Below are 13,083 nucleotides of genomic sequence, written 5' to 3'. Positions count from 1 at the left end.
GTACTTTGATGGGTCTCGGTCAAGCCCGGAATCGGTTGCGAATCGATCACGGCTGCGGGAGGGGCGTATGGACTCCGTGTCGTAGCTCACACGCGCAGCGCCGCCCGGGCGGGTGCCCGCGCCGGGAAGGGGTGGCGTAGGCATCTTGCGCACCCCGCGCCCGGTGCGTAGAACTGACGTACCGTCAGATGCGCGGTCACTCGATCCGTTCGCGGGAAGGGCGTGGGGCATGGACGCGATCTGGCTCACCGGGGCCGAATGGGTCGCCGTGCTGCGCGTCGGTCTCGGGCTCTGGTGGCTGGAGAGCTGGCGGCACAAGGACAGGAAGGGCTGGTTCGAGCGGGGCACCGGGATCGCGTGGGCGGCCGACGTCGCCGCGAAGCACCGGTGGCACGCGGTGCGCAGCGGCTTCGACGCGGTGGTCGCGCCCCGGCCGCGCACGATGGCGTACGTCGTCGTGTACGCGGAACTCGCCCTCGGGCTCGGTCTCGTGGCGGGCTTCCTGACCCCGGTCGCCCTGGCCGGCGGCCTGCTGCTCAACCTCCTCTACTTCGTGCTGATGATCCACGACTGGGCCGAGCAGGGGCAGAACGCGATGATGGCGCTGATCTCCCTGGTGGCCCTCTTCGGCATGTCCTGGCAGACGTGGTCCCTGGACAGCGCGCTGGGACTCTTCTGATGGCGGCCCGCTTCGACGTACCGGAGATCGACGCCTTCACCCGGCCGTACTGGGACGCGGCCGCCGGCGGCCGTCTGCTGCTGCGCCGGTGCGGCGCGTGCGGGCGGGCCCACCACTACCCTCGCGAGTTCTGTCCGCACTGCTGGAGCGAGGCGGTGACCTGGGAGCGGGCGAGCGGCCGCGCCACGCTCTACACCTGGTCCGTCGTCCACCGCAACGACCTGCCGCCCTTCGGGACCCGCACGCCGTACGTCGCCGCCGTCGTCGACCTCGAAGAGGGGCCGCGGATGATGACGGAGGTGGTGGACCGCGGGGAGGAGGAGCTGCGGGCGGGGATGGCGCTGGAGGTGGCCTTCCGTGCGCAGGGCGCGGAGGACGCGGAGAACGCGGAGAACGCGAAGGACGCGAAGGACGCGAAGGACGTGGAGGACGCTGAGGGTGCCGCGGGGGGCGTCGTGGTCCCGGTGTTCAGGCCGGCCTCTCGTGGCCCGGCCTCCCCGTAGCCGAACTCCCCGTAGCCGAAATCCTCGTAGCCCGGCAGCCCGGCGTTCCGGCGGTCATTGTTCAATGGCTGCATGACCGACCCGTACGAGTCCTCCGGCTCCCTCCCGCTCCCCGAGATCCACGGCCACGGACTGTGGCTCCGGCCCTGGGACGCGGACAGCGAGGGGGACGTCCAGGCGTGGCTGCGGGGGTACGCCGACCCGGAGTTCCAGCGGTGGAACACGCCGCTCAGGGCGATGACGGACCTCGCCGACGCACAGGAGTCGCTGCGCGTGCGGGCCAAGGCGGCCGAGGAGGCGGTGGGCGCCTCCTTCTGCGTCACCGATGCGACGGACGGCGTACCGCTCGGGCACATCGGCGTCAACGACATCGACCACGTCATGCGGGTCGCCCGGGTCGGCTACTGGGTGCTTCCGGACGCGCGCGGCCGTCAGGTCGCCACGCGCGCGCTCGACCTCGCCTCGCGCTGGGCCTTCGGCGAACTCGGCCTGCACCGGCTGGAACTGGGCCACGCCCTCGGACACGAGGCGTCCTGCCGGGTCGCCGAGAGGTGCGGATTCCTGTACGAGGGGACGCTGCGCGGGGCGATGTTCGAGGCGGGCCGCGCGGACGCCTTCCGGGATGTGCACCTGCACGGGCGGCTGGCCACGGACGCAGGGCTGTCGGTGCCGTAGCGCCGGGGGCCCCGGCAGCGGCCCCTCAGGAGACCGCACCGCTCAGGGCCACAGCAACTCCTTGCGCCAGGTGCGCGGGGTGCGCAGGCCGTCTGGCCCGCCATCGGTTCCGCCATCGGGCCCGCCATCGGCCACCTCGTCGGCCGCGCCGTCGGTCCGTCGGTAGGTGAGGCGTACGTGCCGTCGGCGTGCGTCGCCCTGGAAGAACTCCACCTCGTCCGGGTCCAGGACGTACACCGTCCACGACGGCGCCGGCGCGTCCGGTTCCCGCCGGGCGCGGTCCCACGCCGCGTCCGAGGCGCGCTCCAACTCCTCGTACGAGTCCAGCACTTCGCTCTGCCGGCCCACCAGCGCGGAGGCGAGCGCGCCGGTCGAGCGTGCGTGCAGGTCGGCCAGCGCGACCTCGGGCGGGCCGAGCGTCACAGGGCCGTGGACCCGGACCTGACGGCCCTGGACGGGCCAGTAGAAGCCGAGGGCGGCGTACGGGCGGGACGACAGGTGGCGGCCCTTGCGGCTGCCCGCGTGCGAGGCGAAGTGCCAGCCGTCGGCGTCGGCGCCGTGCAGCATCACGGTCCGTACGTCGGGCCGGCCCTCGGCGTCGGCCGTGGCCAGCGACATCGTGTGCGGTTCGGTCTGGCCGGCGGCCACGGCCCGGGCGAACCACTGCTCGAAGAGGGGGAGCGGGTCCGTGGGGGCGGCGTCCGGGGCGAAGTCCGGCAGCTCGGTGTCCCAGACGCGCTGGGACCGCAGCAGCCGCGCGAACTCGGTGGACGGAGCGGGGGTGTCGGCGTTCATGCCCCGATTGTCACGCGCCGACCGGGCGGAACACCGCCGGGCGGGGGTGTGGCGCAGGACGGGGGTAGTGCTGGCACCACCATGGATCCGGGTGCGGACTCTCTCGTGGGCGCGGGCGGACGACGGCATTGTTGAACCCAGTTGATCGCAGGGGTTCAGCGCCCCTCACCCGGAAGGACGTTCCCATGAGGTCGCAGCGTGCGGCGGAGCCGGAGATGGAGACGGCGGCGGCCGGTGGGGCCGTGCCCGGGCCGTTCGGCTCCTTCGTACGGTTCGTGGTGTGCGGCGGCGGGGTGGGGGTGCTGTCCAGCGGGGCGGTGGCGCTGCTGGCGGGGTCGATGCCGTTCGTGGTGGCGAACGCGGTGATCACCGTCGTGTCGACGCTGCTGTGCACGGAGTTGCACGCGATGTTCACCTTCGGGACCGGGGGACGGGCGGGGTGGCGGCGGCACTGGCAGTCGGCCGGTTCCGCCGCGGTGGCCTACGCGATGACCTCTCTGGCGGTGCTCGTTCTGCACGCGGTGCAGGCGTCGCCCTCGGCGCTGGCCGACCAGGCCGTGTACCTCGGGGCGTCCGGGGCCGCGGGGGTCGGACGGTTCCTGGTGCTGCGGCTCGTGGTGTTCGCAGGAGGCGGGACGGAGCGGGGTCTGACCGTGGTGCCGGTACGGATCACACCGACGCGGCACGCCCCGCTGACGCTGGGCGTCTGACTGACGGCCAGGGCCCCGTCAGGGCGCGGGGAACTGCGCGACAAGCCCCCACGGCCCCGCAGACGAAAGCCCGCCACCGCCCTCCGGGGCTGCCGCCTCCCGGGGCCACCGCCCTCCGGGGCTACCGCCCCAGCACCACCGTCCCCGAGGAGCAGAACCATCCCCCCGTCCCCGACGCCACCGCCAGTTCCGGCAGGCGCCCGCCGCGGCGGTGTACCTGGCGCGTGCCCGCCTCCCCGCGCAGCTGCCGCACCGCCTCCACCAGCAGGAAAAGCCCCCGCATCCCCGGATGCTGCCCCGACAGCCCGCCCCCGTCCGTGTTCACCGGCAGCTCCGCCTCCACCACGAACGCGCCCCCCTCCCCCTTCCCGCAGAACCCGAGGTCCTCCAGCGTCACGAGCGTCATGTACGTGAACGCGTCGTAGACCAGCGCCAGGTCCATCTCCCGCGGCCCCACCCCCGCCCGGGAGAACGCGAGCGGCCCGCTCACCGCCGCCGGCGACACCGTGAAGTCCGGCCACTCGGACATCGTCGTGTGCGAGACGTGCTCACCGGTGCCGAGCACCCAGACGGGGGCCGCACGGCAGTCCCGTACGTACGGCTCCGCCGCCAGCAGCACCGCCGCCCCGCCGTCGGACCGCAGGCAGCACTGCAGTTTGGTGAAGGGGTCCGCGATCATCGGCCCCGACAGCACGTCGTCGACCGTCACCGGCTCCTGGAACATCGCCTCCGGGTTCAGCGCGGCGGCGGCCCGCGCGCGCACCGCCACCGTCGCCAACTGTTCGAGCGTGGTCCCGTACTCGTGCATGTGACGGCGCGCCGCCATCGCGTACTTGGCGATCAGCGAGTGCCCGTACGGCACCTCGAACTGCGCCGGCCCGCGCGCCCCGAACGACAGGTTCCCCGTACGGCGGCCCGCCCTGACGTCCGCCCGGGCGGTGGACCCGTACACCAGCAGGACCACCTCCGCGTGCCCGGCGGCGATCGCGTCGGCCGCGTGCGCCGCCATGACCTCCCACGTCGATCCGCCGACGGACGTCGAGTCGACCCAGGTCGGACGCAGCCCCAGGTACTCCGCCACCTCGGCCGGGGCCAGCGTGCCGAGGCCCGCCGAGGCGACGCCGTCGATCACCGACCGGTCGAGTCCCGAGTCCGCCAGGGCCCGGCGCGCGGCCTGGGCGTGCAGCGCGTACGGCGTCACCTCGTCCAGGCGCCCGCAGTCGGCGAGGGCCACTCCGACGACGGCGACCCGCCGCCGTCCTGACGTCACGATCGGAGCCGGGGTCATGACATCTGACGGTACATCAGATCCTGAGAGGACCGCAGTGGACGTCACGACCCTGTGCATCCGCCGGTCGCCGCTCTAATATGACGACCCGTCAGATCAGGGGTCCGGGGGCCGGGCGACCGCTCGCAGGGAACCGGCCGCCGGACACCCGCCCGGCCCGGGGAGGAGCCCGCCGATGGACGCCACCTTCACCGCGGAACAGGACGAGATCCGCCGTACCCTGCGCGAACTGCTCCTCAAACGCTGCGGCCCGGAGGACGTCAGGGCCGCCACGGGGACCGCGGACGGCTACGACCCCGCCCTCTGGGAATCCCTCGCCCAGCAGCTCGGCCTGCCCGGACTCGCCCTCCCCGAGGCGTACGGGGGAGTGGGCTGCACGACGACCGAACTCGCCCTCGCCGCCGAGGAACTGGGCCGCTCCCTCGCCCCCTCGCCACTGCTCGCCACGGCCGTTCTGTGCGCGCCCCTCGTCCTGGCGCTCGGCACCCCGGCCCAGCACGCCGCACTGCTGCCCCGTATCGCCTCCGGCGAACTCACCGCCGCCCTCGCCGTACCGGGTGCGGCCCTGACCACCGCCCTCGGCCTGACCGGCGGCAACCACGGTGACTGGGCGGGCGGCGGGCGCGCGGGCGGCGTACAGGCGCGGCAGGCCGACGGCGGGTGGCGGCTGTACGGGCAGGTCGACCAGGTGCTCGACGGACACCACGCGGACCTGCTGCTCGTCGCCGCGCGCACCGGGGGCTTCGCCCGGCCGCGCACCCTCTTCTTCCTCGTCGGTGAGGGGGCCATCCGCGCACGGCTGACCACCCTCGACGGGACCCGCTCGCAGGGCCGCGTCCAACTCCGCGACGTGGCAGCGCAATTGCTGGGCGACGACGAGGACGCCGACGTCGCCGCGGTCCTCGCCGCCGTGGGCGACTCCGCCGCGACCGTCCTCGCGGCGGAGGCGGTCGGCGCCGCGGACCGCGTACTCGGGCGGACCGTGGAGTACGTGAAGCAGCGCGAGCAGTTCGGGCGGGCGATCGGGTCGTTCCAGGCGGTGCAGCACCGGCTGGCCGACCTGTACGTACAGGTGCAGGGCGCCCGCTCGGCCGCCTACTACGCGGCCTGGGCGACCGTCCGGGGCCACGAGAGGACCGGTGGGCTCGCCCTCGCACAGGCCCTGGAGGCGCTGCGCACCACCGCCTCCGAGGCCGTCCAGCTGCACGGCGGGATCGGGTTCACCTGGGAGCACGAGGCGCACCTGTACTTCAAGCGGGCGGCCGGCGACGAACTCCTCTTCGGTCCGGTGCACCGGCTGCGCGCGTACGCGGCGCGGGAAGCGCGGCTGTTCGACGGCGGGGAGGTGACGGTCTGATGCCCCCGCCCCCGCCCCCGCTCCCGTCCTCGCCCCCGCCCCCACCTTCGTCCCCGGGTCCCGAATCGTCCTCCGGGGCGGGCCGCTCCTGGTCCCCCGGGGTGCGGCTGGTCCAGAAGGTGTCCTCGACGCGCGGTTTCGCGAAGGTCGCACCGCATGTCGTGCCCGCGCTCGACCGTGCCGTGCACCGGCTGAGCCGCGGGAAGGTGCTGCTCAGCGCCCAGCTGCTGCCCGGTGTCGTCCTCACGGCGCGGGGCGCGAGGAGCGGGCTGCCGCGCCGTACGCCGCTCGCCTGCATGCCGGAGGGGCGTGACGGCGGCGGAGCGCCCGGGAGCTGGCTCCTCGTCGGGTCCAACTTCGGACGCACGGACCACCCGGCCTGGACCGGCAACCTGCTCGCCCAGCCCGAGGCGCGGATCAACTGGAAGGGCCGGGACGTCCCGGTGACCGCCCGGCTCCTGCGCGGTGCGGAGCGGGACGCGGCATGGGCGGCGCTGCTGGAGTTCTGGCCGCCGTACGCGGCCTACCAGGCGCGGGTGGACCGGGAGATCCGCGTCTTCCGGATCGTACGGAGATGATCGTACGGAGATGACGGACGCGCGGGAGCGGGCCCGGGGCGGGGCGGGACCGGGGATGCGACAGGCGGCAGTCCACCGGGGTGGACTGCCGCCTGTGTGACAGGACGTGTACCGGGAAACGTGCGCGAGGGCTATTTCGTCGGCTTCTTGCCCGTCACGCCCAGGTAGACCAACTGGGCCAGGTTGGGCCTCAGTTCGGCCTGCTTGACGCCCCACGTCTGGAAGCCCTTCTGGTGCGAAGCCACCGCCGCGAGCATCGCCACCAGGGAACCGGCCATCGCGGCCGGGTTGACGTCCTTGTCGACCCTGCCCTTCGCCTGGAGCTCCTTGACCGTGTCCGTGAGGGAGTTGTTCACGGAGTTCAGGATCTTCATACGGATCTTGTAGAAGCGTTTGTCGCCCTCGGCGGCGCCCAGGTCGACGACCCGCAGGATGGCATCGTTTTTGCGCCAGAACTCGAGGAACCCGTCCACGAGTTCCTGCGCGGTCTGCCAGCCCGCCTTGCCGACCCAGGAGCGCCCGGCGAGGAGCTCGGTCAACCCGGCCCCCTCCGCCGCCATTTGCTCGGCGATCTCCAGGACGGCGCCCTCGACGTCCGGGAAGTACTGGTAGAAGGTCGCCGGTGAAGTGCCCGCTTTCCGTGCGACGTCGATGACTTTGACGTCGCGGTAGGGCGAGGAGCTGAGCATCTCGCTGAGGCAGTCGAGCAGCTTCTGCCGCGTCGCCTGCCCGCGCCGACCGGCCACACGGCCGTCGACGGTACGCACTTGTCCTGTCATGCCGGTCAGCTTACCGAGGGGTGATCGGAGCGCTATTCGGCCGACTGCAAATGGGGTGCGCGGCCTCGGGGGCGGGGCCGCCGCCCGCCCTGCGGGATGTGTGGAACGCCGTTAACTTGGCCGCATGGCTGGATCTGAAGGCTCTGCCGCGTTCGCCGAGGGCGTCCCCTGCTGGATCGACGCCCAGCTGCCGGACGTGGAGGCGGGCAAGCGCTTCTACGCCGAACTCTTCGGCTGGACCTTCGCCCCCGCACCCCCGAACGCCCCCGCGACCCCGAACGGCCCTGCGCCCCGGAGTGACCCCGCGGCCTCGAACGACCCCGTCGGCGGAGCGGCTCCGACCGGCCTTACGGATCCTGGCGACCCCACTGGCCCCGCCGGTCCCACGGACCCGGCGGCGGGTGCCACCGCCCCTGCGGATCCCTCCAGGAGCGGGCATCGAGCCGAAAGCGGACCGCAGGCCGGAAACGGGCCGCGGGCCCAGGACGGGCCTGCGGCCGAGGGCGGACCGCAGGCCGAGGGCCGGCACCGGGCCGACGACGGCCTGCGGCCCGGCGACGGCCGGCTGGCCCAGGGCGATCACCGGGCCGACGGCGGACCGCAGGCCGAAGCCAGGCTTCGGGCCGAGGGTGGCCGGCGGCCCGATGAGGGACTCGGGACCCAAGGCGGGCACCAAGCCGACAGCGGGCCGCGGGCCGAAGGCGGACACCCGGCCGGAGGCCGGCCGCAAAACGAAGGCGGACCGCAGGCCGAAGGTGGGCACCAAGCCGACAGCGGGCCGCAGGCCGAAGCCAGGCTTCGGGCCGAGGGTGGCCGGCGGCCCGATGAGGGACTCGGGACCCAAGGCGGGCACCAAGCCGACAGCGGGCCGCGGGCCGGAGGCAGGAACCCGGCCGGAGGCCGGCCGCAGGGTGAGAACCTGCGGCCGGGCGAGAACCTGCGGCCGGGCGGGAGCCGGCAGGCGGGCGGGAGCCGGCCGCAGGACGCGAGCCGGTGGCGGGACGGGGACGGGGACGGGGACGGAGGCGGGGAGCGGGACCGGGACCGAGGCGGGGAGCGGGACGCAGGGGCGTATCGCGGGGCCGCGTGGGCGTGTCTCGACGGCGAGCCCGTCGCCGCCCTCGTGCCGAAGCGGGACGGGCGGATGCCCACCGTGTGGACGGTCCACTTCGCCACCCCGGACGCCCGCGACCTGAGCGACCGCATCCGCGAAGGAGGCGGCCAGATCGTCACGGCACCCGTGCCGGTGGGCCCGTACGGGACCAGCGCCCTCGCCGCCGACCCCGAGGGCGCGGTCTTCGGGCTCTGGCAGGCCGGTACGCACCCCGGTTTCGGCGACCGGCGCGAGCCGGGCGCCTTCACCCCGGGCACCTTCGGCTGGGTCGAGCTGTACGCCCGCGACACGGCGGCCGCCGACGCCTTCTACCCCGGCCTCTTCCGCGACGCCCTCTTCGGGCCCGGCGTCACCCGCGAATTCGGCCGCGCCCCCGTCACCGACGTCTTCCCGCCCGAGATGCCGCCCCACTTCCTCGTGCATTTCGGCGTGCGGGACTGCGAGGCCGCGCTCGCGGCGGTGACACGGCTCGGCGGCCGCGTCCAGGCGCCGCCCTTCGACACGTCGTACGGCCGCGTGGCCGTCGTCAGTGACAATCAGGGGGCGTCCTTCGCGCTGATCCAGCGCCGGGGCACGGCCTGAGCCGTGCCCCGGCACGGAATTTCAGGTTTCTCGACGGCCGCGACGGGCGCAGCTCAGCACTGAAACCCGTACGACATGCTGCGAAAGGCGGCGAAAAGGTCCCGGCCTACGCTGGAAAGCAAGGAACGGCCGGTCTTTTTGCCCGAGAATGGCGGGAGACATCCCGATTCGGTCCCGGGTTCGCCACCGGAGCCCCGGCCAGGAAGAATCGGGGTGCGTGCCGCCGGAGCGGTTCGGTGGTGAGACGCTGCGCAGTGGCCGGAGCTGCGGCAGGGGCGATGGCTGGAGCGGTGGCTGGAAGCGCGGCCGCGTACGGGGAGGTGGCAGGCAAGTGGTGGATCAGCTGACACAGCACGATCCGCGGCGGATCGGGCCGTTCGAGGTGCTGGGACGGCTGGGCGCCGGCGGCATGGGGCTGGTCTATCTCGCGCGCTCGGCCTCGGGCCGGCGGGTGGCGATCAAGACCGTCAGGACCGAGCTCGCCGAGGACCAGCTGTTCCGCGTCCGCTTCTCGCGCGAGGTCGAGGCGGCCCGCGCCGTGTCCGGCTTCTACACGGCGGCCGTGGTCGACGCCGACGCGCGCGCGGCCGTGCCCTGGCTGGCCACCGCCTACGTGCCCGCGCCCTCCCTCGAGGAGATAGTGACCGAGTGCGGGCCGCTGCCGGCCCAGGCGGTGCGCTGGCTCGCGGCCGGGGTCGCCGAGGCGCTGCAGTCCATCCACGGCGCGGGCCTCGTCCACCGCGACCTGAAGCCGTCGAACGTCCTCGTCGTGGAGGACGGGCCGCGCGTCATCGACTTCGGTATCGCCTCCGGCGTGTCGAACACGCGTCTGACGATGACGAACGTCGCCGTCGGCACCCCCGCCTACATGTCACCCGAGCAGGCGAAGGACTCCCGCAGCGTCACCGGCGCGAGCGATGTCTTCTCGCTCGCCTCGATGCTCGTCTTCGCCGCCACCGGGCACGCGCCCTATCACGGCGCCAATCCCGTCGAGACCGTCTTCATGCTGCTCAGGGAGGGCCCGAACCTCGAAGGCCTGCCGGACGAGCTGCGTCCGCTGATCGAGTCCTGTATGCAGATGGACGCGACGGCCCGCCCCAACCCGGCCGACCTCCAGGCCCAGCTGGCACCCCACCTCTTCAACTCCGGCTCCGACGACAGCGGTACGGCGTCGGCGTGGCTGCCCGAACGGGCCGTCAGCCTGATAGAGACCCGGCGCGGCGGGCGTCCGACGCCGAAGCCGCCGTCCGGCCCCGGCCGCAGCGGCGGCCGCGGGGTGGCCGTGGTGCCGCCCCCGCCGCCCCACGACCCGCCCGTGCCCCCCAGGCCCGCCGTGCCGGTCGGCGCGGGAGCCGGCCGGCACGGCGGCGCGCCCGACACCGGTCCCGTGCGTCTGGCCGGCGCCCAGGTGCCGATCGGGCCCGGGCCGCGCGTCGCCGACGCCCGCGCCGCGGCCGTGCAGGCGCCTCCCCCGGAGGCCGGGCTCGCGGCCTCCTGGTCCCGGCCGCGCCCCGGTGTGAACGGCGCCGACTCGGCGGGGCCCGGCCCCGTCCCCGTACCGGCGCCCGCCGCCGGGCCGGACGGCGGTGCGTCCTGGCGGCCATGGCGTTTCCGCATGTCGAACGATGTGTGGGGGACGCCCGCCGTCGCCGGCGACCTGGTCTACGTCACCTCCTTCGAGGTGCACGCGCTGGACGTCGCCACCGGCCGGCGCCGCTTCAAGACGCGCGACGTCGCCTGGTCGATGGCGGTCGCCGACGGCCGCGTGCACGCCTCCGACGGGCCGACCCTCTTCGCCCTGGACGCGCGCACGGGCACCGACCTGTGGCGGCTGCCGACCGACGCGTGGGTGTACTCGCTCAAGGCCGACCGCGGCACGGTCGTCACCGGCACCCGCGGCGGCGGCGTACAGGCCTGGGAGGCCGCCAACGGGCAGAAGCTCTGGGAGATCACCGGCACCCAGACCGACTTCGAGTCGCCCGAGGCGGGACCGGCCGTCCACGACGGCACGGTCTACGTCTGGAAGGACGCCCGGCTGCGCGCCCTGGAGGCCCGTACGGGTGAGGAGCGCTGGTCGTACCCCATCGGCGACGCGGCCTCCTGCGGCGGCGTACCTGTCCGGGTCACCCACGCCGACGACGGATACGTGTACGTGTCGGCCGGGACGCGTGTCCTCGCCGTCGACATCGCCGGCGGGCACGTCCGCTGGCACTTCGAGGCGCCCGCCGTCTTCCTCAGCCCGCCGGCCTTCGTGCCGGGACCGGCCGTCACGGGCGGCGGGGTGTACCTCGCCGACTACCTCGGCACGGTGTACGCCCTCGACGCCACCGACGGCCGCGACCGCTGGCGCATCGCGACCGAGGCCCGCTCGTCCATCGACCCTGTCCTCGTCTCGGCCGGGCACGTCCACGTGGGCAGCGGCAAGGGCCTCTACACACTGGACGCGGTCACCGGCACACCGAAGTGGCGCTTCCAGGCGGGCGGCGACCTGGTGGGGGCGCCGACGGTCGCGGAGGGCCGGATCCACTTCGGCTCGACGGACCACCTCCTGTACACCCTGAAGGCCGACGACGGCCGCCTGCGCTGGAAGCTCGCCACCGGCGGCGAGATCACCGGCCCCCCGGTCGTCAAGGACGGAGTGGTGTACGCGTGCAGCAAGGACCGCTGCGTGTACGCGCTGGACGCGGAGAAGGGAACGGGCACGGCCCGCTCCTGAACGGGGCGCGGCCTGTCCGGAGGCCGACGGACCGTTTCCGGGCCGGGGGCGCAGGGGACGTGAGCGGGACAGGCGGAACGCGATCAGCCGCGCCACCTGTCGCACGGCCACGCCGGCTCAGCCTGCCTGTTCCGCGACGTACCCGACGAACGTCCCCCGGACATCCGGTGCGACGGCGAGCCCGGCGTGGTCATCGCGTCCGCGAACGCCGGAAGTCCACCGGACCGGTGGCGTGACGACCGCCACGCGAGAGCTCAGGCGGCCGACCGGAGCCGATCGGCCCGACAGTCCGCGCACCGGGCCCTGGGGTCGTGCGACCGGAAGCCGCGGTCGCAGCCGTCGCAGTTCGTCATGGGCGCCGGGCGCCCGACGGGCGGCCCCTCGGGTGGCGTGGCCGTACGGACGGGCAGCGGAGGCGGCAGCAGCGCTCCGAGGCGGTGTTCCAGGAGGCGGCCCGGGTGGTGGACGGGGGTGGAAGCGGGCGGGAGACCCGCGGTGAGGGTACGGACGATCTGCGCGGCCGTCGCCGAGCGCGCGAACCAGTCCTCGACCGACGGAACCAGTCGCCGTACGTCCCGCTCGGACAGCAGGAGCCGCGAGTCGACGAGCCGGAGCCCGGCCAACAGGTCGGCTGCTGGACCGCCGGGCGCGGGTTCGGCAAGCGCGGCGGAAACCGCGTCCGGGGGATCCGGGGCCCGGGGCGCATCCGGGGTCGGGGGCGGGAAAATCCGCCGTTCGGAAGGCGTGCGTGCGGTATCGGCCTGCGGCACATGCACGGGGCGCGAGGACTCCGGACGCGGCACGCGCGCCGGGACGGAGCCGGAGAGGGTGTCGGAGCCGCCGGGGCACTCGTGGAACACCGTCCGCGTGGCGATCCGTCCGCCCCCGAGCGGCACCCGGCGCCGGACGAGATACCCCTCCCGCTCCAGTTCCCGCAACGCCCTGCTGATCGTCACCTCGCCCTCCAGGAAGCGCAGCGTCAGCGCCTTGATCGTGACGGAGGCGCCGTCGGGGAGGGACTGGATGTACACACCGACACCGATCGCCGCGGCCGACAGGCGGGGATGCCGGGCGAGGTGGTTGCCGACGACCGTGTACCGCTCGGTGTGCCGGTGCCGCACGTGCAGGACCCCGGCGCGCGGCGCATCCGGAGGGAGCGCGAGAGGCACGGGTGGCGTGGGCGGCTCGGGCAACTGGTGCGCGGGCAGGGCAGCGTTAGACTGCGGATCAGCCATCGGGAAGGTCTCGTCTTCTTGGTTGGTCAGGCCCTCGTCGAGAGTGGAGTCTCGCCGGGGGCCGACTTGTCT

The 13,083-nt window shown here is 74.1% G+C and carries 11 protein-coding genes and 2 pseudogenes; 9 read left to right on the top strand and 4 right to left on the bottom strand.

The window, feature by feature from the left end; genetic code table 11:
- Nucleotides 1-229 precede the first annotated feature (229 nt).
- The 3 genes from QFZ75_RS16830 to QFZ75_RS16820 all read left to right on the top strand — a co-directional run bounded on the left by QFZ75_RS16830 (nt 230) and on the right by QFZ75_RS16820 (nt 1,857).
- Nucleotides 230-679 carry a DoxX family protein gene (locus tag QFZ75_RS16830; protein WP_307537820.1) on the top strand — a complete coding sequence of 150 codons (450 nt, stop codon included), beginning with the start codon at nt 230-232 and terminating at the stop codon, nt 677-679.
- Complete coding sequence (locus QFZ75_RS16825; RefSeq protein ID WP_307537818.1) at nt 679-1,182, top strand: Zn-ribbon domain-containing OB-fold protein; 504 nt, start codon at nt 679-681, stop codon at nt 1,180-1,182. The genes QFZ75_RS16830 and QFZ75_RS16825 overlap by 1 nt, the downstream gene beginning before the upstream one ends.
- Before the next feature lie 72 nt (nt 1,183-1,254).
- The gene (locus tag QFZ75_RS16820; protein ID WP_307537816.1) at nt 1,255-1,857 is read left to right on the top strand and encodes a GNAT family N-acetyltransferase; all 603 of its coding nucleotides are present in this window, start codon (nt 1,255-1,257) and stop codon (nt 1,855-1,857) included.
- Nucleotides 1,858-1,899: 42 nt separating this feature from the next.
- Here the strand turns inward: QFZ75_RS16820 and QFZ75_RS16815 are convergent, their stop codons facing one another.
- The gene (locus QFZ75_RS16815; protein ID WP_307537814.1) at nt 1,900-2,652 is read right to left on the bottom strand and encodes a pyridoxal 5'-phosphate synthase; all 753 of its coding nucleotides are present in this window, start codon (nt 2,650-2,652) and stop codon (nt 1,900-1,902) included.
- Nucleotides 2,653-2,837: 185 nt separating this feature from the next.
- Here QFZ75_RS16815 and QFZ75_RS16810 point away from each other — a divergent pair, with 185 nt between their 5' ends.
- Complete coding sequence (locus tag QFZ75_RS16810) at nt 2,838-3,362, top strand: hypothetical protein (RefSeq protein WP_373465888.1); 525 nt, start codon at nt 2,838-2,840, stop codon at nt 3,360-3,362.
- A gap of 121 nt (nt 3,363-3,483) precedes the next feature.
- On the opposite strand, the gene QFZ75_RS16805 is transcribed toward QFZ75_RS16810, so the two are convergent.
- A complete protein-coding gene (locus QFZ75_RS16805) occupies nt 3,484-4,650 on the bottom strand; it encodes an acetyl-CoA acetyltransferase (RefSeq protein ID WP_307537812.1) in 1,167 nt (388 codons plus the stop codon).
- 175 nt (nt 4,651-4,825) lie between these two features.
- Between QFZ75_RS16805 and QFZ75_RS16800 the strand changes: the two genes are divergently transcribed.
- Together QFZ75_RS16800 and QFZ75_RS16795 are read left to right on the top strand one after the other, a co-directional pair.
- The gene (locus QFZ75_RS16800) at nt 4,826-6,007 is read left to right on the top strand and encodes an acyl-CoA dehydrogenase family protein (protein ID WP_307537810.1); all 1,182 of its coding nucleotides are present in this window, start codon (nt 4,826-4,828) and stop codon (nt 6,005-6,007) included.
- Complete coding sequence (locus QFZ75_RS16795) at nt 6,007-6,585, top strand: nitroreductase family deazaflavin-dependent oxidoreductase (protein ID WP_307537808.1); 579 nt, start codon at nt 6,007-6,009, stop codon at nt 6,583-6,585. The genes QFZ75_RS16800 and QFZ75_RS16795 overlap by 1 nt, the downstream gene beginning before the upstream one ends.
- A 131-nt stretch (nt 6,586-6,716) precedes the next feature.
- Here the strand turns inward: QFZ75_RS16795 and QFZ75_RS16790 are convergent, their stop codons facing one another.
- Nucleotides 6,717-7,352 (bottom strand): TetR family transcriptional regulator, encoded by a 636-nt coding sequence (locus tag QFZ75_RS16790; RefSeq protein WP_307544549.1) that lies wholly within the window; start codon nt 7,350-7,352, stop codon nt 6,717-6,719.
- Between the two features lie 136 nt (nt 7,353-7,488).
- Here QFZ75_RS16790 and QFZ75_RS16785 point away from each other — a divergent pair.
- The 3 genes and pseudogenes from QFZ75_RS16785 to QFZ75_RS16775 form a co-directional block, all read left to right on the top strand.
- Nucleotides 7,489-7,615 (top strand): annotated as a pseudogene (locus QFZ75_RS16785) (VOC family protein); the annotation flags it as partial.
- Between the two features lie 818 nt (nt 7,616-8,433).
- Nucleotides 8,434-9,060, top strand: a pseudogene (locus QFZ75_RS16780) (VOC family protein); the annotation flags it as partial.
- 331 nt (nt 9,061-9,391) lie between these two features.
- Complete coding sequence (locus QFZ75_RS16775; RefSeq protein ID WP_307537806.1) at nt 9,392-11,776, top strand: PQQ-binding-like beta-propeller repeat protein; 2,385 nt, start codon at nt 9,392-9,394, stop codon at nt 11,774-11,776.
- A 254-nt stretch (nt 11,777-12,030) separates the two neighbouring features.
- Here QFZ75_RS16775 and QFZ75_RS16770 read toward each other — a convergent pair whose 3' ends face one another.
- Nucleotides 12,031-13,011 (bottom strand): hypothetical protein, encoded by a 981-nt coding sequence (locus QFZ75_RS16770; RefSeq protein ID WP_307537805.1) that lies wholly within the window; start codon nt 13,009-13,011, stop codon nt 12,031-12,033.
- Between the last annotated feature and the right edge of the window lie 72 nt (nt 13,012-13,083).

The organism is Streptomyces sp. V3I8 (assembly GCF_030817535.1).
Taxonomy (GTDB): domain Bacteria; phylum Actinomycetota; class Actinomycetes; order Streptomycetales; family Streptomycetaceae; genus Streptomyces.
This window is presented reverse-complemented; position numbering and strand designations above follow the sequence as displayed.